Here is a 24,390-nt window from a genome sequence, read left to right as displayed (position 1 = left end):
AAAAAAGAATATGAAAAAAATAGTTTTAATCGCAGTCGCGGTACTCTCTTTACTGAACTGTACAGATGATTTCAGCAGTGTAGTGGATTTTACCGACGTGGAAAACCCTACCCTTTCTGAGCAATCCGTTGTAGGACAGCCTAACTCTTCCGCTATTTGGCTGAGTGGTATAGAAAGAAACATGGGCTTTGTGTACAATGAGATTTTGGTATTGGCCGAGCTGGGCTCGGACAACTATGTAAACGTAGAGACTTTCTTTAACCAATTTTTGGATAATTTGGAGTTTCAACCTGCCGATCCAGACCTAAGGGATGCAACGCGTGAAGTGGCACGTCTTCGGGAAATGGCCATTTTCGGACTTGAAAAAGTAGGGCCTGCCGATCCAGAATATACTACGGCCACAGAAGCAGAGTACAATTTCTATTTAGGAATGGCTTACCTGTATTCTGCCATGTATTTTCCAGCATTGCCGCAAGAACCTCGCGGGCCAATGGTGCCTTCTGCTCAACATTATCAAAATGCCATTGCACAATTTGATATTGCAATTGGTTTGAACGGTAGCGAAACCAAATATCACTTGGCGAAAGCCAGAGCCAATTATTACTTGGGCAACAAAGCTGCTGCCGTTGCTTCTGCAAATGATGCTTTGGATATTAACAGAGCGTTTGATAACACGGTAAGATTTGATGAGTCGGCTCCTGATTTGGTGCCAAATGGAACACAGTCCGGCAACCGATTTGAAGATGCGATTTATGAGAGGTCTACTTTTGATGATTTGCAGCCATTACCTTCGTTGGATTTTCTAGATCCCAAGTATTCTTTCTTGGATGATGTTGAGGATGCACCTATCCATTACCTAAAAGCGGAAGAAGCCTTGTTGATTTTGGCTGAAGCTAATTTGTCTGACAACAATGTGCCTGCGGCTCAAGCCAATCTAACTGAGCTTTTGGAATTGATCGCAACCAGGGAAGTAAGAAACATAGACGATAATATTGAAGGTAGAACCGAAGATAGCCCTGGATCTAGACCGGACTCAACCATTGTTGTGGTTAACGGAAGATCAGGCCTTGTTTTAAATAGACACAGCGGAAGGATAGATGTTCCTTCTGTTTCAGGTACTTCTTTGACTACGGCTGAAATAGCAGGTTTAACTGCTGATGATGCCGGGTTGGAGTTGTTGTACAGAACAAGACAGGAAGTGTTTATTGCGGAAGGTCTACGTTTTGTGGACATGGGCCTTAAATTAATTGTGGATGAGAATGAAGTGTTGCAGAACGAGAATATTTCTGCAGGAGACTTGGGAACCGTAGCACTTATTCCTCCGTTCATAGACGTTGTCAAGACTCAATTGGATGCCATTACGTATGATGCTGAAGCAGCAGAGGCAACCACAACGATTAACGTAACAGAGATCTTGGTGGCCAATAAAACTTCAAATTTTGTATTGCCTTTCCATTAAGACAAAAAATACATATTTGAATTAGCTCGAAGAATGGTCAGTATTTACTGGCCATTTTTTGTTGGTACAGATATGGATTTGGGAAGGCTATATAAAATTAAAAACCTTATAAGTAAAAGGTTTGCAGAGTTTTTTTGCTCTTGCATTTTTCATGCTGTCACTTAAATTAGGTAAGCAATAAACAATCTATTTATATTTTTCAAGAATTAAAGATGTATAGATCCAATTTACTATTGGATTTTTACGATATCATTTGGAATTGGGATTGATTGTGGAAATATCAATGCTCATCTCAGGTTTTAGCTCAACCATATGCTCTCCTTCTTCCTTGCCTTTATTATATCTTTCCATACCGCGGATAATCACCTCATTCATTTCTTCTTGTAGTTCCAAAAGTTCTTGTTGGGTAAATGTAATCGCACTTCTCTTTGAAAATAGTTTTTTGATTTTCTTCATATTGTGGGATTTGACATCTACGGGAACAAGCTTTACCGTAGCTTTAAGTCCCCCCATTCTGGGAAGTGCTTCGATCATGTAGGCTTTCCCGCCTTCCAAATTGGCCTCCACAAAAGATCTGTTTTCCGATCTGGCCCAAAACAAATGCTGGCCAGGCTCACATTCGTATTTGAGATATTTCCTTCCGTTGAACTTTCCGATTGCCTTTTCCCCATCAAAATAAGTAAAGTTGACCAAAGATCCCATGGAATTTGCCCTTACAAAATAGATGACCGACCTGTTGCTGGAGACTACAGGTTCAGAATCTTGGGCCTGAACTGAAGGGGAAATTAGGATGGAGAATAAGATTAGACCGATCAAAAGATGCTTCATAGATTGTTATATTTTAATTAAAAACCCAAGTAAAAAGAAGCTTTATAGTACTTGTCCTCTTTGTCTGCGCATTTGAATCGAAGCTTTCATGGTCCATAGTGTTCGCTAGTCCTAGCTCTGATTGTAGTTCGAGTATAAAGCTTGAATTTCCTTTTGTTGGAAACTCCTTTCCCAAGCCTGCGGTAATGCCATAATCCAATGTTTTGAAGGATGAGTTGATGCCCTCCCTTCGAATTGAATCATCCAAAAGAATATTGATAAATGGTCCTAAATCCATAAACCAAAGCTCTTTTTGACCAAAAGGAACCTTAACAAGAACAGGTAAGTTTAAGTAATGGTACTTGTCTTTAAAGCTATATTCTTCAATTGGGCGACCCTGATAATTGTAGTAAACTCCTTTGCCGTCAATAGTACGACGTTCGTAATTGACATTGGCCGCTAAAATAATGCCAGGGGTAATCTCAAAACTATAGTGTAGTCCCAATAGGGTGCCAATGTCATATTTCACGGCTCTTGCATACTCATTTCCCCAAAGGGAAGTATATGTGGCTCCAAAGTTTATTCCCCAAGTGCTTTTGTTTTGTGAATATAAGTTGGCTGATGTAAAAAAGAACAGAGCCCAAAGAGTGGCAATTGCGAGGTTTCGAAATGTGGTTTTCAAAGCTTGATTTAATTATCTGCCTAAAAATCAATAAATATTTTCTTACAAACAAGTTTTATTTTGATTGTCTCTTCATGGATCCAGAATAAGGATTAAGCATTTTTTGATTCTGAGCGACCTCGGCTTTTATATGGGCCAACTAATGTAAATACTTCGAATGCGCGGCCTTGAAAGGTATGGTTGTATAGAATATTCCCGAAAAGGAAATACCCTGTACTTACTCATCCATTCATATTCAAATGGTTCAAAGAACTATTGAAAAATCAACAAGGGTATAAAGATCTATTTGCTAAATCGGTGAAAGGAATATAAAATCAGGAAAGAGGATAAATAAAAATCCATAAAAGCTAATAATTAAACAAATAAAGATTTTAAGTCCGGCGTGTCTACAAGTTGAATTATCTAAATTAACCAACTAATTGGATATTATAGATTATATAATCTGTTGGAAATAAAGAAAATGGAGAAGACATGGGGAAATGTAAACTTTAAAATAAAAAAATCCCTAGTAACCAATAAGTTAAAAGGGATTTCTGTACTCGAGGCGGGACTTGAACCCGCACGGGCATAATGCCCACAGGATTTTAAGTCCGGCGTGTCTACCAATTCCACCACTCGAGCCTGGACTTGAAACAAAAAAACGCTGCAAGCAGCGTTTTAGAGCGAAAAACGGGATTCGAACCCGCGACCTCCACCTTGGCAAGGTGATGCTCTACCAACTGAGCTATTTTCGCATGTTTTGCCACTTTTCAACCAAAGCCAATAATTTTTGACTTAAAGTTTTGCTCTACCCCGTCCGAACGATGAACTCGTTCATCCGGGCGGGCAACTGAGCTATTTTCGCATTTTAAAGAACTCTGCACTTTTTTTCAGTGCGGATGCAAATTTAATGTTTTTCTCTAAAACAGAAAGAATTTTTTTAAGAGGATGCTGTTTTCTTTTTGCCCAACAGTCTTTTGATCTCGTTCAATTTCATCAAGGCCTCGACCGGGGTCAGGGTATCTATGTCCAAATGAAGGATTTCCTCCTTGATTTCCTCCAACAAGGGATCGTCCAGATTAAAGAAACTCAACTGCATTTCCTGCCCGTCCGGCAGGCGGGCATTTTGTGCGCTTTGCAGTTTGTCCGTCATCTCCTCGCTGGAATGCGATTTTTCCAGCTTTTTAAGGATTTTATTGGCCTTTTGGATCACCTGTTGGGGCATGCCGGCCATCTTGGCTACATGGATTCCAAAACTGTGTTCACTGCCCCCAGGTACCAATTTCCGAAGGAAAAGCACATTATCCTTCAATTCCTTTACCGATACATTGTAATTTTTGATTCGGGAAAAAGTGGCCGTCATCTCGTTGAGCTCGTGGTAATGGGTGGCAAAAAGGGTCTTGGCGCGTGCCGGATGCTCATGGAGGTATTCCGATATGGCCCAAGCAATGGAAATGCCATCATAGGTACTCGTACCCCGGCCAATCTCATCCAAAAGCACCAAACTACGCTCGGATAAATTGTTGAGTATGGAAGCCGTTTCGTTCATTTCCACCATAAAAGTGGATTCACCCATGGAAATATTGTCACTGGCCCCCACACGGGTAAAAATCTTGTCCACTAAACCAATTTTGGCCTCCGAAGCTGGAACAAAACTTCCCATTTGGGCCAAGAGTACAATGAGGGCCGTTTGCCGTAATATGGCCGACTTACCACTCATGTTGGGCCCGGTGATCATGATGATCTGTTGCTCCTCCCGGTTCAGGAGTACATCGTTGGTCACATAACTCTCGCCCAAGGGCAATTGTTTTTCAATGACCGGATGCCGTCCCTCTTTGATGTGGAGTTCGGTGGATTCATCCACAAGAGGTTCCACATACCCATTTTCCTTGGCCAGTTGGGCAAATCCGCATAGGCAATCCAATTGGGCAATCAGATGGGCATTTTGCTGGACAGGGGCAATGTATTCCTGCATCCACATCAAGAGTTGTTCAAACAACTGCTGTTCCAGAATAAGGATGCGTTCTTCGGCTCCCAAGATCTTGGCCTCGTATTCTTTAAGCTCTTCCGTGATGTAACGTTCTGCATTCACCAAGGTCTGTTTGCGGATCCAACTTTCTGGGACTTTATCTTTATGGGTGTTTCGGACTTCAATATAGTAGCCAAAAACGTTGTTGGAAGCAATTTTCAGCGAAGTGATTCCTGTTTGCTTAGTTTCACGTTCCAACATTTTGTCCAGATAATCTTTGCCAGAAAAAGCCAAGCTGCGCAACTCATCCAACTCTTCCGAATACCCGTTGGCAATGGTATGGCCTTTGGCAAGGTTTACCGGAGCTTCTTCATTAAGCACTTCCTTGATTTTGGAGCGTAGCGCCTCGCAGGCATCCAATCGCTTCCCGATGGACTTTAGGGAGGTATTGGAACTTTCTTGGGCCAACTGTTTGATGGGAACCAAGGCTTCCAAGGAATTTTTTAGTTGAACAACCTCTTTTGGGTTGATTTTTCCCGTGGCCAGTTTGGAGATGAGTCGTTCCAAATCGCCCATGGGTTTGATCCAGTGCTGTATTTTTTCGAGGGATTCTTCGCTGTCTTTCAAATGGGCCACAACCTCATGGCGTTCGCGAATACGATCTAAATTTTTAAGCGGAAGGGCCAACCAACGTTTCAACAATCTTCCGCCCATGGGAGATAGGGTCCGGTCTATAATATGCAATAGTGTCACCGCATTTTGATGGGGTGAATGGTACAATTCCAGATTCCGGATGGTAAATCGGTCCATCCAGACATACTCCTCCTCCGCAATACGTTGAATCCTGTTGATGTGTTGAAGACGGCTATGTTGGGTTTCGGAAAGGTAATGCAGCACCGCGCCAGAAGCAATGATTCCTAGATTGAGGTGGTCAATCCCAAAACCCTTTAAAGTTTGCGTGCCAAAATGGTTGTTGAGGCTCTCATGGGCATAATCTTCCTGGAAAATCCAATCTTCCATAAAGAAACTGTGGAGTTGGCTACCAAAAACCTCCATAAACTCTTTTTTGTGGCTTTTGGAGACCAATACCTCATTGGGGGCAAAATTTTGAAGGAGCTTGTCCATTTGTTCCATGGAACCTTCCGAGGTTAAAAACTCCCCAGTGGAAATGTCCAGGAAGGAAATTCCCATTTTATTTCGGCCAAAATGTACGGCGCACAAGAAATTGTTGCTCTTCGCGGAAAGGATATCGTCATTAAGGGCTACCCCTGGGGTTACCAGTTCGGTTACCCCACGCTTAACAATGCTTTTGGTCTGCTTGGGGTCTTCCAACTGGTCGCAAATGGCCACACGTTGCCCAGCCTTTACTAATTTGGGAAGATAAGTGTTGAGTGAGTGATGGGGAAAACCCGCCAATTCTGTTTTGTCACCACCATTGTTCCTATGGGTAAGGATTATCCCCAAAATCTTGGCGGCTTTAATAGCATCCTCCCCGAAGGTTTCATAAAAATCCCCAACACGGAACAGCAATAAGGCATCAGGGTGTTTTACCTTGATGGCATTGTACTGTTGCATTAAAGGGGTAACCTTCTTTGTTTTGTTCTTGGCTGCCAAAGCGATATTATTCTTTTATTTTTGCTCTGTTTGGGTAAAGTTGATTATAAAACTCGTTGTCACATCGAGCGCAGTCGAGATGTTTTTTGTTGACCTTTCGACTGCGCTCAAGACGACAAAAAACCATTGGTTAGGGATTTTGTCAAACAAAACACCTTACACCACGGGATGTTGGAACGAATATATCGTTTTCATCATCCATCAAAAATTTTTGTTGATATTTTGGACGGAATGGTTAAAAAAATGAACAGGAAACTGGAAAACAGTGAATTGGGACGGTTGGATGTGGAGGCGTTTAAGGAAGCGGAAAAAACACCGATCATTTTGGTGTTGGACAATATCCGAAGCCTGAACAATATCGGTTCGGTGTTCCGTACTGCCGATGCGTTCCGGATCCAAAAAATATATTTATGTGGCATTACGGCCACCCCTCCACACAAGGATATCCGTAAAACTGCACTTGGGGCAACCGAAAGTGTGGCCTGGGAATATAGGAAAAGTACTTTGGAGTTGGTAGGGGAACTGAAGGACATAGGTGTCCATACCATTGCCGTGGAACAGGCCGAAAATGCTACCATGCTCAATGATTTTGTTTGCGACGCCAATGAAACCTTGGCGTTGGTTTTTGGAAATGAGGTGAAAGGTGTTTCCCAAGAGGTAGTCACGGCTTGCGATACAGTTTTGGAAATTCCGCAGTTTGGCACCAAACATTCGTTGAACATTTCGGTAAGTGTGGGCGTGGTAGTTTGGGACTTGTGGTCAAAAATGAGCCTCAATAAAACAAAAAAGCCCTGAAAAATCAGGGCCAAATATATAGTTTGAGTTAGTTAGTTGCTTTTTAAGCGGGGACTAATAAAATAAAACCATTCGTTATATCCAAACATTTTCTAAAAATTTTGCTAAAAGGATAGTGCGAGAATGTTGTCTTCCAACCGTTCCAAAATAGTTTCATAATCGGTTGGCTTGTTTACAAAATCCAACTCGCTCAAATCCAGAATCATACTGTTTTGATGGGGAAGCGTCTTCATAAAATCCAAATATCCCCGGTTTATTTTGTCCAAATATCCAGGATCGATGTTCTGCTCATAATCTCGACCTCTTTTCTTAATGTTGTCCAAAAGACGTTCGGTATTTTGATAGAGATATAGGTATATGTCCGGCTTTTTTACCTCCTTGTACATAAAGGTGAAAACCTTTCGGTATAGATTGTACTCGTCTGCTTGCAGGGTAATCTTGGCAAAGATCAACGACTTGTAAATATCATAATCACTGACCATGAAATTCTTGAACAGGTCAAATTGGGAGGTATCATCCGTAAATTGTTGGTAGCGGTCTGCCAAAAAGGACATTTCCAAAGGAAAGGCGTAGCGCGATTGATCCTCATAAAACTTCGGAAGGAAGGGGTTGTCCGCAAAACGTTCCAGTACCAACTTGGCATTGAAATCTTCGGCAATCATTTTGGAAAGGGTGGTCTTCCCGGCCCCAATGTTTCCTTCTATGGCAATAAATTGCAATTGTGAAAAAAGTCCCGACCTGTTTCGAAACAGCTTATACGAGGTCTTCTTCAATTTGCTTTTGTCCCTACACTCCTGCAACAAGTTGCGTATATCTTTGTTGAGTATGGGATGGTATAGTTGGGGGGCAATATCGGCCAAGGGTTTCAGCACAAACTTCCGATGCTGCATCTGGGGGTGGGGGACAATCAAATCGGGTGTGTTGATGATTTGCTTTCCAAAGAGGATGATATCAACATCCAAGGTACGGGATTGGTAGCCCATATTTTGCGTACGATCTCTGCCAAAATCCTTTTCAATCCGTAAAACCACCTGCAAAAGTTCCGAAGGGGACAGCGGGGTTACCAAGGCAGCACAAATGTTCAGAAAATCATCGCCTTCAAAACCCACGGCCGGATTTTCATAAACCGAAGAAATGGCCAAAATATCGCCTGCCTCACGTTGAATCCGAAAAAGCGCCTTTTGGAGCGTTGCGTACCGATTGCCCAGATTACTGCCCAGTGAAAGATATACGTGTTGAGATTGACCCATAATCAAAAGGGCAAAGTAAACAAAACAATGGAACAATGGTTATATTTGGGGGCGGATTTAATTTTTTGCGGATGAACTTTTTGAGAAACTTGTTGGCCTCGATTTTGGGGTGTTTGGTGGCGTTTGGAATTGTGATGGGGATGTTTTTCATTTTTATTGCCCTGTTAAGCAATGCGGAAGAAGGGGTTGTGGTGAAAGCCGACTCTATTTTGGAGTTGCGATTTACAACACCGATCATGGATTACACAGGAAAGGACGAAACAAGCCCTTTTGCTGGACTTTGGGATGAAGAAATGGGATTGGACGATATTATCCATGCCATTAAGGTGGCCAAAGAGGACTCCAAAATTAAGGGAATAAGTTTAACCACCAGTTTTTTGCAGGCGGGGGTGGCTCAGACCCGGGAGATTCGGGAAGCTCTGTTGGATTTTAAATCTTCAGGGAAGTTTATTTTGGCCCATTCGGACTTTTACACCCAAAAAGATTACTATTTGGCCAGTGTGGCCGATGAAATATACCTAAACCCGGTGGGTGCCCTGGACTTTAAGGGACTATTCACTGAAGTGCTCTACTTTAAGGATTTTCAGGAAAAAACTGGGATAAAGATGGAGGTGATACGCCATGGCAAGTACAAGAGTGCAGTGGAACCCTTTTTGTCCAATACCATGAGCCCGGAAAACCGTTTGCAAATTCAGGAATTGATTACCTCCATTTGGGATGTGATTGTAACCGATGTGTCTGTATCAAGAAATATAACCCCACAAAATTTGAACATCATTGCTGATACCTTGGGTGGTAGAACACCAAAATATGCTGTCGCATCTGGGTTGATTGATGGTGACCTGCATTTTGATGAATATGAAAATCTGGTGCGTGGTAAAATGGGAGTGAGTGATGATACGGAACTCAATTATGTGGAGTTGGCCGAGTACGTACATTTGGCCAACAGGGAAAAGATATATACAGGAAGCGACAAAGTTGCCATAATCTATGCCCAAGGGGAGATTTTGTATGGCGAAGGTGGAAGGGATTTTTTAGGACAGGGACTTATGTTGGATGCCCTTCAAAAAGCAAAGGAAAATAGTAACATAAAAGCCATAGTCCTGCGGATAGATTCCCCTGGAGGAAGTGCTTTGGTCTCCGATATCATTTGGCGTGAAATAAAGCTGACCAAGGAGGTAAAACCTGTAGTGGTTTCCTTTGGAAACGTGGCGGCATCAGGGGGGTATTACATTGGAGTGGCCGGAGATAAGATTTTTGCTGAGCCAACAACCATAACAGGGTCTATTGGGGTGTTTGGGACCATTCCCAACATTAATGAGTTGGCTGGAAACATAGGTATTAATGCGGAACAGGTGGGTACCAACAAAAATTCGGTGGACTATTCGCTGTTCGAGCCATTGAGTGATTCTTTTCGCAATGTGGTACAGGAAGGGATAGAAGACACCTACATGACCTTTTTGGAGCGTGTGGCCGAAGGGAGAAATATGAGTTTGGCCCAAGTGGATTCGTTGGCCCAGGGTAGGGTATGGAGCGGAGTGGATGCACAAGCCATTGGTTTGGTGGATGAACTTGGTGATTTGGATGATGCCATAGCCGCTGCTGCTGAAATGGCCGGGCTAGAGGGTTTTGGAATTCGAAAATACCCCAAATATAAATCTGATTTCGAACGATTCATGGATGACTTGGGTGGAATGAAAGCCAAATGGGGCGAATCTGTCCTCAAGGAGGAAATAGGGGCCGAAGCCTATCAGATTTTAAAGGAATTTAAACAAGCTTCCGAACAAAAGGGAATTCAGGCTAGGATGCCTTTCAGCCTCAACATTAAGTAAACGCATGACGCAAAGCGATAAGAAAAAAGCGTTTTCGATTTATCTCTATATGGGAGCACTGTTCATCACTTCTCTCGTGGTGTCCAATCTCATTTTTCAAAAATTCTTTTTCTGGAACCCTTTTGGGGAAGTCACTGTTTTTGGCGCACCTCTTTTTGAACTTTCGGTGGGGATTTTGCCCTATCCCATCACATTTTTGATCACGGACCTTATTTCCGAGATTTACGGAAAACGGAAGGCCAATCAGGTGGTAACTGCCGGGATTTTTGCCTCGGTGTTTTCCATGGCGATCATTTTGGTGGGCAATTATGTGCCGGCCATACCCTCCTCGCCTGTGGATGATGTTACCTTCACCAAGGTATTTGGCTTGTCCCCTTTGGGTGTTTTGGCTTCCATGTTAGCCTATTTGGCAGCGCAGTACATTGATATTTCTATTTACCATTTTTGGAAAAAAGTCACTGATGGAAAGATGTTATGGCTTCGTAACAATTTTTCAACCTTCACATCGCAGTTTGTGGATACGTTTACTGTAGTGGGCCTCCTCTGTATTTTTGGGGTATTGCCCTGGGACAAGTTTTACGGATTGGTCATCAGTGGATTTGTTTTTAAAGTGATTATTGCTGTGTTCGACACCCCTCTGCTGTATTTTTTCGTATATCTGATGCGGAAAAGATTTAACTTAAAAATAGGGGAAGAGATTCCGTTGGATTGAAATCTTCTCCTTTAATTTGTTGTAAAACATCATCTTATGAAGAGAAAAGTCCTGAAGATTACCGGAATAACCCTACTTATCCTACTAGCCTTGATCATTGCACTGCCCTTTTTCCTCCAGGGAAAAATTGAGCAGATCATTAAAAACAAGGTGAACAACAGTATCAATGCCACGTTGGATTTTGAGAAGGCCGATTTGAGCTTGCTCAAAAGTTTTCCCAATGCCAATGTGGAACTCACCAACATTTCTTTGGTCAACAAGGCCCCTTTTGAGGGGGATACCCTATTTGCCTCTGGCGAGATCGAATTGAAGATGTCCATCAAGGAGCTCTTTAAATCGGCAGACGAACCCATCGTCATCCAAAGCTTGAATGTGGACAAGGCCAAACTCCACATAAAAGTGGATGAAGATGCCAATGCCAATTACGACATTGCCAAGGCGGATGAATCTGCATCGACCGATGCATCTGAAGATTCTGGGGACAATTTTACCTTGGCCATGGATGCTTATGCCATCACCGATTCGGAAATCATCTATGAGGATATGGCCACGGGAATGCGTTTGGCCCTGCTGGAAATGAACCATTCGGGAACCGGGGACCTGTCCTTGGAAAAATCCCAATTAAAGACCTTGACCGATGCCTTGGTCTCCTTTGAAATGGACAGCACAAAATATCTGAATAACCATAAGGTTTCCTTGGATGCCTTGATTGATATCGACCTGAAGGAAAACAAGTACTCCTTTTTGGAGAACAAGGCCATGATCAACCAATTGCCCTTGGTGTTTGATGGTTTTGTAAAGTTGAATGACGATAATCAGGAAGTGGATATCACCTTCAAAACCCCATCTTCCGACTTTAAGAACTTTCTGGCCGTGATTCCTGAGGCCTATTCCAAAAACATAGAAATGGTACAGACCACTGGTAATTTTGAAGTGAACGGGCAGTTCAAGGGTATTGTGGATGACACCCACATTCCTGCGTTCAACATCAAGATCAATTCTGAAAATGCTTCTTTTAAATATCCGGATTTGCCCAAATCGGTGCAGAATGTGTTCATTGATACCGAAATCAATAATACTACGGGAATCACCGAGGATACCTATGTGGACATCAAACGCTTGTCCTTTACCATAGATCAGGACAAGTTTAACCTGACCTCCAAGATTCGTGACCTTATGGGGAACACCAAGGTAAATGCCCATATGGATGGCAGGATCAATCTGGCGAACATTTCCCAAGCCTATCCCGTACCGGAGGATTACAACCTAAAAGGTATCCTGAATGCGGATGTGACCACGGCCTTTGATATGGAATCGTTGGAGAAGAAACGTTACCAGAATACCAAAACAACAGGAAAAGCATCGGTCTCGGGGTTTGAATACGCTTCGGAGGAACTCAAGAATCCGGTGGCCATCAATACCGCTTCGGTCACCTTTAATCCCAATACGGTAACCTTGGATTCCTTTGAAGGAAAAACGGGAAGTACGGATTTCAATGCCAAAGGCACATTGACCAACCTACTCGGGTTTATGTTCAATGATGAAAAAGTGGAAGGAAACTTTTCGTTGGCCTCCAACACTTTTGCCTTGAACGATTTTATGGTTGAGGAAGAAGTGGAAGGTGAAGGTCAGAATGGGACCACTACCACTTCAGAAGGGGAGGAGCGCATCAAAATCCCATCCTTTTTGGATTGTACCATTGACGCCACAGCAGGTACGGTACTGTATGATAACCTAAAATTGAAGAATGTAAAGGGCAAGCTGACCATCAAGGATGAAACGGCCACTGTTGAGAACCTTACCTCGGACCTTTTTGGAGGTACTTTGGGGATGAAAGGGTCGGTGTCTACCAAAGAAGCGGCCTCTACCTTCAACATGGATTTGGGGATGAGCAATTTTAATATTGGGGAGTCATTCCAAGCATTGGAATTGTTCAAGGCACTTACCCCCTTGGCACAAGCGCTTCAGGGAAAACTCAATTCCCAAATTAAGATCGGTGGAAACCTGAAAGACGATTTCACACCCAACTTGGCCACCATTTCAGGGGATTTGTTGGCAGAACTCCTATCCACTAAAGTGGATACCCAGAAAGCACCCTTATTATCGGCATTGGATAGTAAATTGAACTTTTTGAACACTAAGGATATCGACCTACAGGGATTAAAGACCGCTTTGAGTTTTGACAACGGTACGGTAAAGGTGAAACCATTCACCGTAAACTATAAGGATATTGCCGTAAATGTGGATGGAAGTCATACGTTTGACCGTCAGATGGAATACAAGGCTACCTTGGATGTGCCGGCCAAATATCTAGGGAACGAGGTGAACAAGCTCATTGCGCAGATGAACGATGAAAGTTTAAAGGAGGTGACCATTCCTGTTACGGCAAACATTGGAGGGAATTTTACCAGTCCAACCGTGACCACCGATTTGAGCTCCAGCGTAAAGACCTTGACCACGAAACTGGTGGAAATCCAAAAACAGAAATTGGTCAATCAAGGAAAAGATAAGGCCAAGGACCTGTTGTCCGATGTGTTCAAGAAAGACAATGCCGATTCCACTGCCACACAATCTTCCGGGGTCAAAGAGGCCTTGGGGAACCTTTTGGGCGGTGATAAAGCAAAAGATACCACAACCACCAAGACCGAGGAGGACCCGGTAAAGAATACAGCCAAATCCATTTTAGGGGGATTGTTGAAAAAGAAAAAGGATACAGTCAATTAAAAAAAGATGCGGTTAAAACCGCACCTTTTTTTATTGTTCCAACTCTTGGTCGATGACTTTAAGAATGGATTCCAACTGAAATAGCAATGGGTTGTAATGCTCCGTTTCGGTGGATTGACTCGTAATGATAAACATGAGAATATTGTTTTGGAACGTAGTGGATTCCAATACGGATAAATTACTGACAGCCTTTTCATCCACGGGGATTCCCAATTTTTCGGACATGCCCGTATGGTCCAGGATGGTTCGGATGCTATGGCCTTCATCCCTAAAAGCATTGACCGTACTGTTTCGTTGTTCGTCCTGCATTTGTTCTTGATTGGAAATGTCGTCTATGGTGGCGATCCAATTGGTCAGCTTTATCCGTAGAGCATTATTGGTGATGTCCTTAAGACTTCCTGAATTGACCATTTCATTGAGAAGGGAGTTGTTGGGGTTGAAGAAGATATCATAGGCAAAGGCGGTAACGAACAGTTCGGATAGTTTTTCCTCCGAAGGACTTTCTTTTTGGTCCATGATCTTTACAATCTCAATAGCGGCATTGTAGCTGTTTGTATTGAACCTGATCAATTCCTCAAGTTTCAATTTACTGGTTTCAAATTCTTCTTTTAAGCCTTTAAGGTATACCTGTTCTTTTTGCCTTTTTATGCTTTGTTCATTGGCGTTGTTAATGGCCAAGGCAATGAGAATGCCAATCACTACAAGGACGATTTCCCCAAGGGCATATAAGAGGTAATTGCTGATTTTTTTCTCGGCAATCAGTTGCTTTCTAACTTTTCTAAAGAACTTTAGCATAGATGTTGGTTGGTTGTTCCCGTTGGTTTTGGGAAACTAATCTAACTATTTTTTGAACATCACATGTATTTAGGCCTATTGGTACCCTATGGCCACGGATACCACCAAAGCGATTGCGGCAATCAATAAAACGAGCAAGGTAGGTCTAAGGGCAAACTTCAACCATTTGTTATAGGGGATGTTACAAAGCGCCAAAACGGCCATGAGTGCACCATTGGTGGGAACGATCATATCGGCCATGACCGCTCCGTATTGATAGGCCAAAACACAGGTTTGTCTGGACAGCCCTATTAAATCTGAAAGCGGAACCAATATGGGCATGGTCAACACTGCCTGACCCGAATAACTGGGTACCGGAAAGTGCAAAAACGAATGGGCAACCATCATGGAGACGGCAGAGCCAGAAGGTGAAAGATATTTCAGAGGCCCAAAAAGGCCATATACAATGGTGTCCATGATCATGCCTTCTTTCAGGAGCAACGAAATGCTATTGGCGAGCCCCAACAGTATGGCGGCAAACATCATTTCCTTGAATCCGTCGATATAGGATTCGCCGGTGCCATTGACACCCAGTTGGCCAATGAGTCCAGCCACGATGCCCAAGGCAAAGAACGAGGCAGACATTTCATTGAAATCCCAATTCAAAAATAGAAGGCCATAAATAACGCCACAGAAGGTCAATGCGAGGAGTGATAATATGATTTTGCTTCGTGTGGTCATGGACTCGTGAGCGGAAGGCATCTTTATTTTGTCGATCCTGTTCTTGTTGGCGTATCGGATAATAAAGACTATCCATACGACAAGAACCACTGCCAAAACCACAAGCCTAAACTGACTGCCCGAAAGCAATGGGAGCCCAGCTTCTTTTTGGGCGATTATAACCGCAAACGGATTGGATGGACTAAAAGAACTGCCAATGACCGTTGATCCATAACTCATGAGTATAATGGTGAACGTATTATAGCCGAGACTTTTCCCAAACAAGAGTAAAATGGGTATCATGGCAATGACTTCTTCCTGCATGCCTATGGAGACCCCGCCGGCAGTAAAAAGGGCCGTGACTAAAATCAATGCCAAGGTCTCTTTGCCTTCCAAGATTTTGACCAATTTTACCAAACCTTGGTTGAGGGCCCCGGTTTTTTCGATGACATAAAAGCAACCTCCAATCAAAAGGATAAGGACTATGGCATCTGCCCGCCCTATGATCCCTCTTGGGATGGAGAGAATCAGGTCCATAAGGGAGAGATGTTCCGAAGTGACCGTTTGATAGGAGTCGTTCAGGACTTTTGTGGTCCCGGTAGCCTCATCCAGTATACGTTGGTAGCTCCCCTGAGGAATGATGTACGTTAGGATCCAGGAAAAAATGATGACAGCAATGAGTATGACGAAAGCATTGGGAAATTTTTTCATCCGGTTTGGTTTTGGTTATATGAAACAAAGGCCTTTGGGCCCTGTCTTGGTTTCAATGGATACCAATTCCCATACGTGCGGTCAAGTTATTTCTACGCTGCTATTGGGGCTTGTTTTTCATTTTTTCCAAAAAATTGACCATTTCCTTAAGGCTGTCCTGTAGTTCGTCATAGCCAATAACATCACCGATGGACATTAGGTCAAGTAAACTTTCCTTTGTTTTGGTTTTCACGGATTGCTCCAAAAAATCCAATGAATCCTGTACTTCTTGGGACGGGTTCTCAATGCGTTTCAGCATTTTGAGAGTTTGCAGTACTTCTTTTAGCATTTCTTGAGTTTATAGGTGTAAGTTATTAAATCTATATGGAACACACACAGTTGTAGTAAATCTATATAGCTGTTGGAATTTATACGTTTCCGTTGGGTCTCACTTCATCCAAACAGGGGTGGTATTGGATTCATGTTCCATTCCAATGATATCCCTGTACAGTTCGGGGCGTCTTGCGTTCTTATATCGAAAACCTCCGGATAGTTGCAGCTTGTCCTTTACGATTTTGGAAACCGTGATATCATTTTCAAAGGATTTTATTTCCGATAACACTTCGCCATAGGGGTCCAGAATCATGGAGTTTCCATTTTTAAGGTGTTCACCATCATAACCAATAGGATTGGTAAATGCATAATACACACCATTGTCATAGGCCCTTGCGGGCAGCCATCGCATCAGCCAACCTCTTCCTTTGGGGCCATCAAATTCCATACGTAGCGAAACTGGGTCTGTTTCCCTGTTCTGCCAAAGCTCATCCTTTACGAATCCCCGACCGGGCATCGCGGATGGAGTGCAACCGGTCACATGGGGTGCAAAAATGAGCTCGGCCCCCAAAAGGCTGGTGGCCCTTACATTTTCGATCACATTGTTGTCGTAGCAGATGAGAATGCCACATTTCCATCCCAATAGATCAAAGACACAGTATGCATCACCAGCGGACATGTACTTGCTGATGAACGGATGTATCTTTCGGTATTTGGCCAATAGACCGTTTTGATCAACACAGATATAGGTGTTGTAAATATTGCCTTGATCCTTTTCGACCAAACCGGCCAATATGGGAATGTTGAATTCCTTGGCAATCTGGATCAGTGTTTGGGTGCTTTCCCCGTTCGGGACCTCTTCTGCCAAATCCGTTATCTCTGCAAGACTTAAATCCTTGGTATATGTATAGGCGGTAATCGACATTTCGTGAAAGCTGACCACATCGGCTTTTTGTGCTTTTGCTTTTTCGGTCAGTTGTCTGATAATGGATAGATTATATTCCTTATCGGCATCCTTGGGTTGAAATTGGGCTACGGCTACATTCATTTTTTAATCAATATTTATCCCCACATAATACCCCTCACTACCCCGTACATTGAATACGGTGTTGTCCTCAAAAATTAAATACTGTCCCTTTATGCCCTTCAGCACTCCCATGTAGCTAGGGGTTTTGTCCAGGTTGAGGCTTTTTACTTTTTCAGGGTATTGCAATACGGGGAACTCTAGGTTGGTTTCGGAATTGTCCTCAATAAAATATTGGGAGACTTCCTCGGGGATATAGGGTTTTAGTTTGCTGCGCCATTCGGTCAGGTCCAGATCTTCAATATCGTTTTTTAGCATTTTCTGCCAACTGGTCTTGTCGCTCACATGGTCTTTTAGGGCCACCTCCGTTATACCGGCCAGATAGCGGTTGGGCACTTCCACAATTTCAATGGCCTCATGGGCCCCTTGGTCAATCCAACGGGTGGGCACCTGCGATTTTCGGGTCACCCCCACCTTTACATTGCTGGAATTGGCCAAATAGACAATGTGCGGTTGTAGCTGCATCTTCTTTTCAAACTCTAGGTCACGATCTTCTTGGTCCAGATGCGCTGTGCTCAACTCGGGCTTCATGATCCATTCCCCGGCTGTTGGGGTTTCGTAAAAGCAGGTTTTGCAGAACCCTTGTCGGTAAATGGGTCGGTCATGCCCGCAATTCAGGCATTGAAATTTGATGAAATCAATCTGAACCTCTTTGTTCAAGGCTTGGTTCATGTTGATGAAATCGTTCTCAAAGACCAAAAAATATTGGATGGGACTTCCATTTTCGGTTTGCATCTTGCGCAGGACCCCTTCGTAAAGCATAGTGGAATGAATGTTTAAAACTGATTTGAAAATGCGGGGCAGAAAAGCTATTTTAGCTATTACACCCAACTGAATTTCTTGGTTAAATATACCTAAAATGCCAATACCATTATTCAATTCCATTGCTTCTTGGTTACTACGGAAACGTTATCACCAAATAGAACTTTTTTTAAAGTACCCCTTGGATGTTCAGGATGAGGTATTGCGACAGCTGATGGATTTTTCCGAAGACACCATGATCGGGAAGCAGTACGGCTTTAAGGATATGCCCAAATATGACGAATTCAAGAACAGGGTGCCCATTGTGAGCTATGAGGATATTGCCCCGTTGATAGAACGGACCAGAAAGGGGGAACAGAACCTGTTTTGGCCCACCACCATTAAATGGTTTGCCAAGAGCAGTGGTACCACCAACGCCAAGAGCAAGTTTATTCCAGTGAGTGCGGAAGCCTTGGAGGATTGTCATTACAAGTCTAGCAAAGACCTGTTGTGCCTTTACCTGAACAATAACGAAAACTCCCAACTGTTCACAGGGAAGAGCCTCAGGTTAGGGGGGAGCAAGGAACTTTATGAGGACAATGGTACTTTTTTTGGTGACCTTTCCGCTATTCTGATTGACAACATGCCCCTTTGGGCCGAATATAGCAGCACGCCCAGTAATAAGGTTTCATTGATGAGCGAATGGGAATCCAAACTAGAGGCCATTATTGAGGAAAGCATCCGGGAGAACGTGACCAGTTTGGCCGGGGTGCCTTCATGGATGTTGGTATTGCTCAACCAAGTGTTGGAGAAGACAGGTAAGAACCATTTGTTTGAGATATGGGAAAATCTGGAAGTATATTTTCATGGTGGGGTAAGTTTTATTCCCTATAAGGACCAGTACAAAAACCTGTTGCCACGAAAAAGGTTCAACTATTATGAAACCTATAATGCCTCCGAAGGCTTTTTTGGCATTCAGGATAGGAACAATTCGGATGAATTGCTTTTGATGTTGGATTATGGCATCTTTTACGAATTTATTCCTATGGATTCCTATGGAAATGAAGAAAATGCCATTCCGCTCTGGGAAGTTCAGCTTGGAGTAAATTACGCCATGGTCATTACCACCAATGCCGGACTCTGGCGCTATAAAATAGGGGACACTATTCGGTTCACCTCCAAAGACCCATACAGGATACGGATCACTGGTCGAACCAAACACCATATCAATGCTTTTGGAGAAGAGCTGATCATTGAAAATGCTGAGGAGGCCCTAAAGCAGATTTGCCAGAAAACCGATGCAGAAATCATGGACTACACTGCAGCGCCCATTTTTATGAGCGGAAACGAGAAAGGGGCGCATGAGTGGATCATTGAGTTCAGGAAACCACCTGAAGATATTGCCTATTTCACCGAGTTCTTGGACAATGCACTTAAGTCTTTGAATTCCGATTATGAAGCGAAACGGTACAACAACATTACTTTAAAGATGCCTAAAGTACACATGGCACGCAAAAATCTCTTCCACGATTGGTTAAAGTCCAAAAACAAATTGGGAGGACAGCATAAAATCCCCCGATTATCCAATGAAAGGGCCTATTTGGACGAATTGCTTCAAATGAATGGTGAATAAAACTTTGCGAGAAAATAGATAAACTGGATTTTACGAAAACGTTTTCGTAAAGTTTTACCTTTTATCGAACAAAGACCTCTTTTGGACAAATAAAAATGGTCTTTTTGCGTTTAATGTTGAAATTTCCCCATACAAATCTTTGTATAAACACTAAACCATTACAATCATGGCAGAAAAACTCGTTGTTGTCTCAGACATGTGGGGAGCAAAAAAGGGCCTTTGGATAGCTTCCTATTTTGGATATCTCCAACAATACTATGATATCGTTTTCTACGATTGTCAGCAACTGGGAAATATTGACGTTCCCGTATGCACCGACGAAAATATTCACAAAGCTTTTGTTGAAGGGGGTATAGATACAGCTGTGGCACACTTGTTAAAGAAAGAGTCGGAGCCCGCACACTATTTGGCATTTAGTACAGGTGGTACCATAGCGTATAAAGCTGCTTTGAAAGGTTTGCCCATGAAATCATTGACGGCCATCTCAGCTACGCGAGTCCGATTGGAAACCGATAAGCCAGATACCTCCTTAAACTTGGTATATGGGGAATGCGATGAATTTAAACCAACCTTGGCTTGGGCGCGTAAAGTGGGTACGGATTTGAATGTTGTTCCAAATTTTGGGCATCAACTGTATTCCGATGAAAAAATCATCACCCAAGTATGTATGGGGCTTCTTGAACAGGTAACTCGTAAGGCGGTTTAAAGCTTTAAGAAACTGCTTTCAGTTTTTTTATGGTCTCGTAGGATAGTTTTTCCTCGGCATAGGCCTTGGTCACCTTGAATTCGGTATCCTCGCTACTAGGTAAAGTAAACATGGCATCGGTAAAGACCGCTTCACAAAGCGAACGTAGTCCTCTGGCACCCAGTTTATACTCCACGGCCTTTTGTACAATATAGTCCAAAGCCTGTTCAGTTATGGAGAATGTGATACCATCCATGGCAAAGAGCTTTTCATATTGCTTTATGATGGCATTTTTAGGCTCTGTTAGGATGGCTCTCAAAGTTTTTGCATCAAGAGGGTTCATGTGAGTCAGCACGGGTAACCTTCCGATGATTTCAGGAATAAGACCAAATTCCTTCAAATCTTTTGGGATGATATATTGAAGAATGTTTTCTTGGTCTAAATTTTCTTCCGCTTTTGACGCACTGTACCCGACAGCTTGCATGTTCAAACGTTTTGTGATGATGCGCTCAATGCCATCAAAGGCTCCACCTGCAACAAACAGGATGTTTTCCGTATTGACCTCGATAAATTTTTGGTCGGGATGTTTCCGTCCACCTTTAGGTGGAACATTGACCACGGTACCTTCCAATAATTTCAACAGTCCTTGCTGTACCCCTTCTCCTGAAACATCACGGGTTATGGATGGATTATCGCTCTTTCGGGCGATTTTATCGATTTCATCAATAAAAACGATACCCCTTTCGGCTTTTTCCAAGTTGTAATCGGCGGCTTGTAGCAACCGGGTAAGTATGCTTTCCACATCTTCACCAACATAACCTGCTTCAGTAAGCACCGTAGCATCAACAATGGCTAAAGGAACATTGAGCATTCGGGCAATGGTTTTGGCAATAAGGGTCTTTCCTGTCCCAGTTTGCCCTACCATAATGATATTGCTCTTTTGAATTTCTACGTCGTTGTCTTTGCCCTTGGTCTGCAACAATCGTTTGTAATGATTGTACACTGCAACGGACATGACCTTTTTGGTACGCTCCTGGCCAATGACAAAGGTGTCCAGAAAATCCCTGATTTCCATGGGCTTTTTTAAGACCAATTCAGAAGAAAGGTCTTGGTTTTTGGATTGTTTGGATTCTTCCGCAACAATACTATGGGCCTGTTCAATACAACGATCGCAGATGTGCGCATCTAGCCCTGCAATCAAAAGATTGGTTTCAGGCTTTTTTCTACCACAAAAAGAACATTCCAAGTTTTCCTTTGCCATATCAATATCAAATCAACATATATGTTCAACCACTAATAACGCAAAAAAAATGGATTTGGTCTACGTTTTAGCGCTGCTTTTATTTGGTTCTTTTTCTTGATCTAAGATTTTTCCCGGACCAAAATTTCATCGATCATACCATATTCCTTGGCCTCTTTGGCCTTCATCCAGTAATCCCGGTCACTGTCTTCGTAAACTTTATCAAAAGATTGACCGGAGTGTTTGGATATGATTTGGTATAATTCATCCTTTATCTTGAGTACCTCTTTGGCTGCAATTTCTATATCACTGGCTTGGCCTTGAGCACCGGAAAGGGGTTGGTGGATCATGACCCTGGAATGGGTAAGACCACTTCTCTTGCCCTTTTGTCCCGCACAAAGGAGAACTGCCGCCATGGAAGCCGCAATACCTGTGCAAATAGTGGCAACATCCGGTTTTATGAACTGCATGGTGTCATAAATGCCCAATCCCGCATATACACTTCCGCCGGGGGAGTTAATGTATATTTGGATGTCTTTGGAGGCATCTGCACTTTCCAAGAAAAGTAACTGTGCCTGTACAATATTGGCTACTTGATCATTGATTCCTGTTCCCAAAAAGATGATACGATCCATCATCAATCTGGAGAATACATCCATGGCAATGGCGTTCAATTGCCTTTCCTCAATAATGTTAGGGGTCATGTTCACGGGGTACATGCTGCTCATGATGTTGTCATAATGCATGCTGTTTATGCCGTGGTGTTGGGTAGCGTATTTTTTGAATTCTTTTCCGTAATCCATGGGATGGTGTTGAATTTTTTTTAAAAAAAAGGTGCCGAAAAAACAGCTTTTCGGCACCGTAAAGATACTTAATTTTCTTTTAGCCCAAGTTTAGCTGTAGGCTTCCTTGATAAAGTCATCATAACTGACTTCCTTTACCTTTAGATTCGCCTTTTCCTTGTATAAGTCCAATAATTTTTGGCTCATCAACTGCTCAGAGAGTCTTTTTACCTCGTCTTGGTTACCCAAAACCCTGGTGGCAATGTTCTCCAACTCTTCTTCTTTGGGGTCCATATGGCCGTATTGGGCCATTTGGGATTTAATAAAGCCTTTGGCAAACTCCTTCAATTCATCAAACTGAACCTGAAGATTATTTTCTTGGATAATCTTACCTTCAATAAGTTGATAGCGAAGTCCCTTTTCAGATTTTTCAAACTCTTCCTTGGCCTCATCATCGGTCAACAGTTTTTCGCCACTGATCTGAATCCATTTTTTCAAGAATTCAGCAGGAAGTTCAAACTTGGTCTCGTCTATAAGTTTTTCGGTGACATCGTTCAATAACTTTTGATCGGACTGCTGTTCAAACTGCTTTTCAGAATCTTCCTTAATACGACTTTTCAGTTCTTTTTCGGATTTGACATTGTCTTTACCGAACAATTTGTCGAATAACTCTTGATCTAGGGCAGCAGGCTCTCTTTCATTGATTTCCTCAATGGTGAAGTTAACCTCGATGTTCAATTTTTCTGCTTTGTCCGCACTGATTCCCAATGCACTGGGCAAAAGATAGTCTTCTTTAAAAAGTCCTTTTGTGGATACGGTGGCTGTCTCACCAACTTTTTTCCCGACCAAGGCATCGGTAGCTTTCTTGCTTTTTACCTTGCTAAGCTCTATGGTGGTTTTGTGTTCTATTTCCTCAGCTTCGTTCACAAAGGTGCCTGTAACCTCATCATTCTTGCCCACTTCAGTCTTGGAAACCAGTTTTCCGTATTGCTTTTGAATACGTTCCACTTGTTCATCGATCATTTTCTTGTCGGCAACGATCTTGTATTGGGTAACCGCTTTCTTTGTTTTTAGCTGTACATCAAAGTTGGGTGCCAATCCCAATTCAAATTCAAAATCAAGATTCTCACTGTCCCAATCAAAGTTTTCCTGTTGTTTGGGAAGCGGATTTCCTAAAACATCCAACTTTTCCTCAGTAAGATATTTGTTCAGATTATCTTGTAACAGTTTGTTCACCTCATCAACAAGAACGGCCTTGCCGTACTGTTTTTTGATCAAGCCCATGGGAACCTGTCCCTTTCTAAAGCCTGGGATATTGGCTTGTTTTCTGTAGTCTTTTAGGATTTTATCAACTTTCTCCTGGTAATCCTCTTTGCTGATTTCTACCTTCACAACTGCATTGAGGTTGTCAATCTGCTCTTTAGTAATGTTCATCTCCTGCCTATTTGCTATTCAAAAATGGGACGCAAAAGTAATGTATTTTCTGTTTGGCAGCAACTTTTTAAAGCCTTGAATGTCAAACAAAACGAAAACTATACATCTTCTTTGAGAATGGAATGTAAAATGGATTGTAAAAACGAAAGCAACAGGCTGAAGATTATGGCCCACCAAATACTGGTGACTTGAAAACCATCTATCAAATTCGCTGCAATAAGAATAATAATGGCATTGATGACCAGCAAAAAAAGACCGAGGGTGACAATGGTAATAGGTAGTGTCAATACTACGATAATAGGTTTTACAATAAAATTTAAAAGGCTGAGTACCACTGCCACAATAATGGCTGTTACCATGGAATCCACGCCTATGCCGGGCAGTACGTATGAAAGAATGATAACTGCCAGCGCATTCAATAAAAGTCTTAGTATCAATTTCATGGGGTCAT

At 42.6% G+C, this 24,390-nt stretch carries 20 protein-coding genes and 2 tRNA genes; 7 read left to right on the top strand and 15 right to left on the bottom strand.

What is annotated here, in order from left to right; all coding sequences use genetic code 11:
- The first annotated feature begins 10 nt into the window (after positions 1–10).
- Entirely contained in the window at positions 11–1,459 is a 1,449-nt protein-coding gene (locus ACP14V_RS13450; protein ID WP_272608511.1) for a hypothetical protein, read from the top strand.
- 249 nt (positions 1,460–1,708) lie between these two features.
- Here the strand turns inward: ACP14V_RS13450 and ACP14V_RS13445 are convergent, their stop codons facing one another.
- The 5 genes from ACP14V_RS13445 to mutS form a co-directional block, all read right to left on the bottom strand.
- A complete protein-coding gene (locus tag ACP14V_RS13445; protein ID WP_272608509.1) occupies positions 1,709–2,287 on the bottom strand; it encodes a hypothetical protein in 579 nt (192 codons plus the stop codon).
- Between the two features lie 13 nt (positions 2,288–2,300).
- Complete coding sequence (locus ACP14V_RS13440) at positions 2,301–2,948, bottom strand: outer membrane beta-barrel protein (protein ID WP_272608507.1); 648 nt, start codon at positions 2,946–2,948, stop codon at positions 2,301–2,303.
- Positions 2,949–3,484: 536 nt separating this feature from the next.
- A tRNA-Leu gene (locus tag ACP14V_RS13435) sits at positions 3,485–3,569 on the bottom strand.
- A gap of 40 nt (positions 3,570–3,609) precedes the next feature.
- A tRNA-Gly gene (locus ACP14V_RS13430) sits at positions 3,610–3,682 on the bottom strand.
- Between the two features lie 185 nt (positions 3,683–3,867).
- Positions 3,868–6,471, bottom strand: a complete 2,604-nt coding sequence (gene mutS / locus ACP14V_RS13425; protein ID WP_272608505.1) for a DNA mismatch repair protein MutS — start codon at positions 6,469–6,471, stop codon at positions 3,868–3,870.
- Positions 6,472–6,753: 282 nt separating this feature from the next.
- Here mutS and ACP14V_RS13420 point away from each other — a divergent pair, with 282 nt between their 5' ends.
- Positions 6,754–7,305 (top strand): RNA methyltransferase, encoded by a 552-nt coding sequence (locus ACP14V_RS13420; protein WP_136566593.1) that lies wholly within the window; start codon positions 6,754–6,756, stop codon positions 7,303–7,305.
- Between the two features lie 104 nt (positions 7,306–7,409).
- Here the strand turns inward: ACP14V_RS13420 and folK are convergent, their stop codons facing one another.
- The gene (folK, locus tag ACP14V_RS13415) at positions 7,410–8,555 is read right to left on the bottom strand and encodes a 2-amino-4-hydroxy-6-hydroxymethyldihydropteridine diphosphokinase (protein ID WP_272608503.1); all 1,146 of its coding nucleotides are present in this window, start codon (positions 8,553–8,555) and stop codon (positions 7,410–7,412) included.
- A 71-nt stretch (positions 8,556–8,626) separates the two neighbouring features.
- On the opposite strand from folK, the gene sppA reads away from it, so the two are divergent.
- Genes sppA through ACP14V_RS13400 form a run of 3 tightly spaced genes read left to right on the top strand, consistent with a single transcriptional unit; the run spans position 8,627 to position 13,823 of the window.
- Positions 8,627–10,387: a signal peptide peptidase SppA gene (sppA, locus tag ACP14V_RS13410; RefSeq protein ID WP_272608501.1), complete on the top strand. Its 1,761-nt coding sequence runs from the start codon at positions 8,627–8,629 to the stop codon at positions 10,385–10,387.
- 4 nt (positions 10,388–10,391) lie between these two features.
- The gene (locus tag ACP14V_RS13405) at positions 10,392–11,099 is read left to right on the top strand and encodes a queuosine precursor transporter (RefSeq protein WP_272608499.1); all 708 of its coding nucleotides are present in this window, start codon (positions 10,392–10,394) and stop codon (positions 11,097–11,099) included.
- A gap of 36 nt (positions 11,100–11,135) precedes the next feature.
- Positions 11,136–13,823 (top strand): AsmA-like C-terminal region-containing protein, encoded by a 2,688-nt coding sequence (locus ACP14V_RS13400; RefSeq protein ID WP_424987496.1) that lies wholly within the window; start codon positions 11,136–11,138, stop codon positions 13,821–13,823.
- A 30-nt stretch (positions 13,824–13,853) separates the two neighbouring features.
- Here ACP14V_RS13400 and ACP14V_RS13395 read toward each other — a convergent pair whose 3' ends face one another.
- The 5 genes from ACP14V_RS13395 to ACP14V_RS13375 form a co-directional block, all read right to left on the bottom strand.
- Positions 13,854–14,618: a DUF6090 family protein gene (locus tag ACP14V_RS13395; protein ID WP_272608496.1), complete on the bottom strand. Its 765-nt coding sequence runs from the start codon at positions 14,616–14,618 to the stop codon at positions 13,854–13,856.
- Positions 14,619–14,693: 75 nt separating this feature from the next.
- Entirely contained in the window at positions 14,694–16,028 is a 1,335-nt protein-coding gene (locus ACP14V_RS13390; protein ID WP_272608495.1) for a YfcC family protein, read from the bottom strand.
- A gap of 100 nt (positions 16,029–16,128) precedes the next feature.
- The gene (locus ACP14V_RS13385) at positions 16,129–16,356 is read right to left on the bottom strand and encodes a hypothetical protein (RefSeq protein ID WP_129654857.1); all 228 of its coding nucleotides are present in this window, start codon (positions 16,354–16,356) and stop codon (positions 16,129–16,131) included.
- 99 nt (positions 16,357–16,455) lie between these two features.
- Positions 16,456–17,388, bottom strand: a complete 933-nt coding sequence (locus tag ACP14V_RS13380) for a nitrilase family protein (RefSeq protein ID WP_272608490.1) — start codon at positions 17,386–17,388, stop codon at positions 16,456–16,458.
- A gap of 3 nt (positions 17,389–17,391) precedes the next feature.
- Positions 17,392–18,186: a DUF2797 domain-containing protein gene (locus ACP14V_RS13375; RefSeq protein ID WP_272608489.1), complete on the bottom strand. Its 795-nt coding sequence runs from the start codon at positions 18,184–18,186 to the stop codon at positions 17,392–17,394.
- Between the two features lie 97 nt (positions 18,187–18,283).
- On the opposite strand from ACP14V_RS13375, the gene ACP14V_RS13370 reads away from it, so the two are divergent.
- Positions 18,284–19,798, top strand: a complete 1,515-nt coding sequence (locus ACP14V_RS13370) for a GH3 auxin-responsive promoter family protein (protein WP_272608487.1) — start codon at positions 18,284–18,286, stop codon at positions 19,796–19,798.
- 166 nt (positions 19,799–19,964) lie between these two features.
- Positions 19,965–20,504 (top strand): hypothetical protein, encoded by a 540-nt coding sequence (locus ACP14V_RS13365; RefSeq protein WP_272608484.1) that lies wholly within the window; start codon positions 19,965–19,967, stop codon positions 20,502–20,504.
- A 4-nt stretch (positions 20,505–20,508) separates the two neighbouring features.
- Here ACP14V_RS13365 and clpX read toward each other — a convergent pair whose 3' ends face one another.
- The 4 genes from clpX to ACP14V_RS13345 all read right to left on the bottom strand — a co-directional run bounded on the left by clpX (position 20,509) and on the right by ACP14V_RS13345 (position 24,382).
- Complete coding sequence (gene clpX, locus ACP14V_RS13360) at positions 20,509–21,744, bottom strand: ATP-dependent Clp protease ATP-binding subunit ClpX (RefSeq protein ID WP_136566583.1); 1,236 nt, start codon at positions 21,742–21,744, stop codon at positions 20,509–20,511.
- A 101-nt stretch (positions 21,745–21,845) separates the two neighbouring features.
- Positions 21,846–22,526: an ATP-dependent Clp endopeptidase proteolytic subunit ClpP gene (gene clpP / locus ACP14V_RS13355; protein ID WP_272608482.1), complete on the bottom strand. Its 681-nt coding sequence runs from the start codon at positions 22,524–22,526 to the stop codon at positions 21,846–21,848.
- 90 nt (positions 22,527–22,616) lie between these two features.
- Entirely contained in the window at positions 22,617–23,939 is a 1,323-nt protein-coding gene (gene tig / locus ACP14V_RS13350) for a trigger factor (protein ID WP_272608480.1), read from the bottom strand.
- Between the two features lie 98 nt (positions 23,940–24,037).
- A complete protein-coding gene (locus tag ACP14V_RS13345; RefSeq protein ID WP_136566580.1) occupies positions 24,038–24,382 on the bottom strand; it encodes a phage holin family protein in 345 nt (114 codons plus the stop codon).
- Positions 24,383–24,390 lie beyond the last annotated feature (8 nt).

The sequence above is a fragment of the Flagellimonas alvinocaridis genome (genome assembly GCF_965248585.1).
Taxonomy (GTDB): domain Bacteria; phylum Bacteroidota; class Bacteroidia; order Flavobacteriales; family Flavobacteriaceae; genus Flagellimonas; species Flagellimonas alvinocaridis.
Note: the sequence above shows the minus strand (reverse complement) of the source record. Positions and strands in the feature narration are given on the sequence as shown.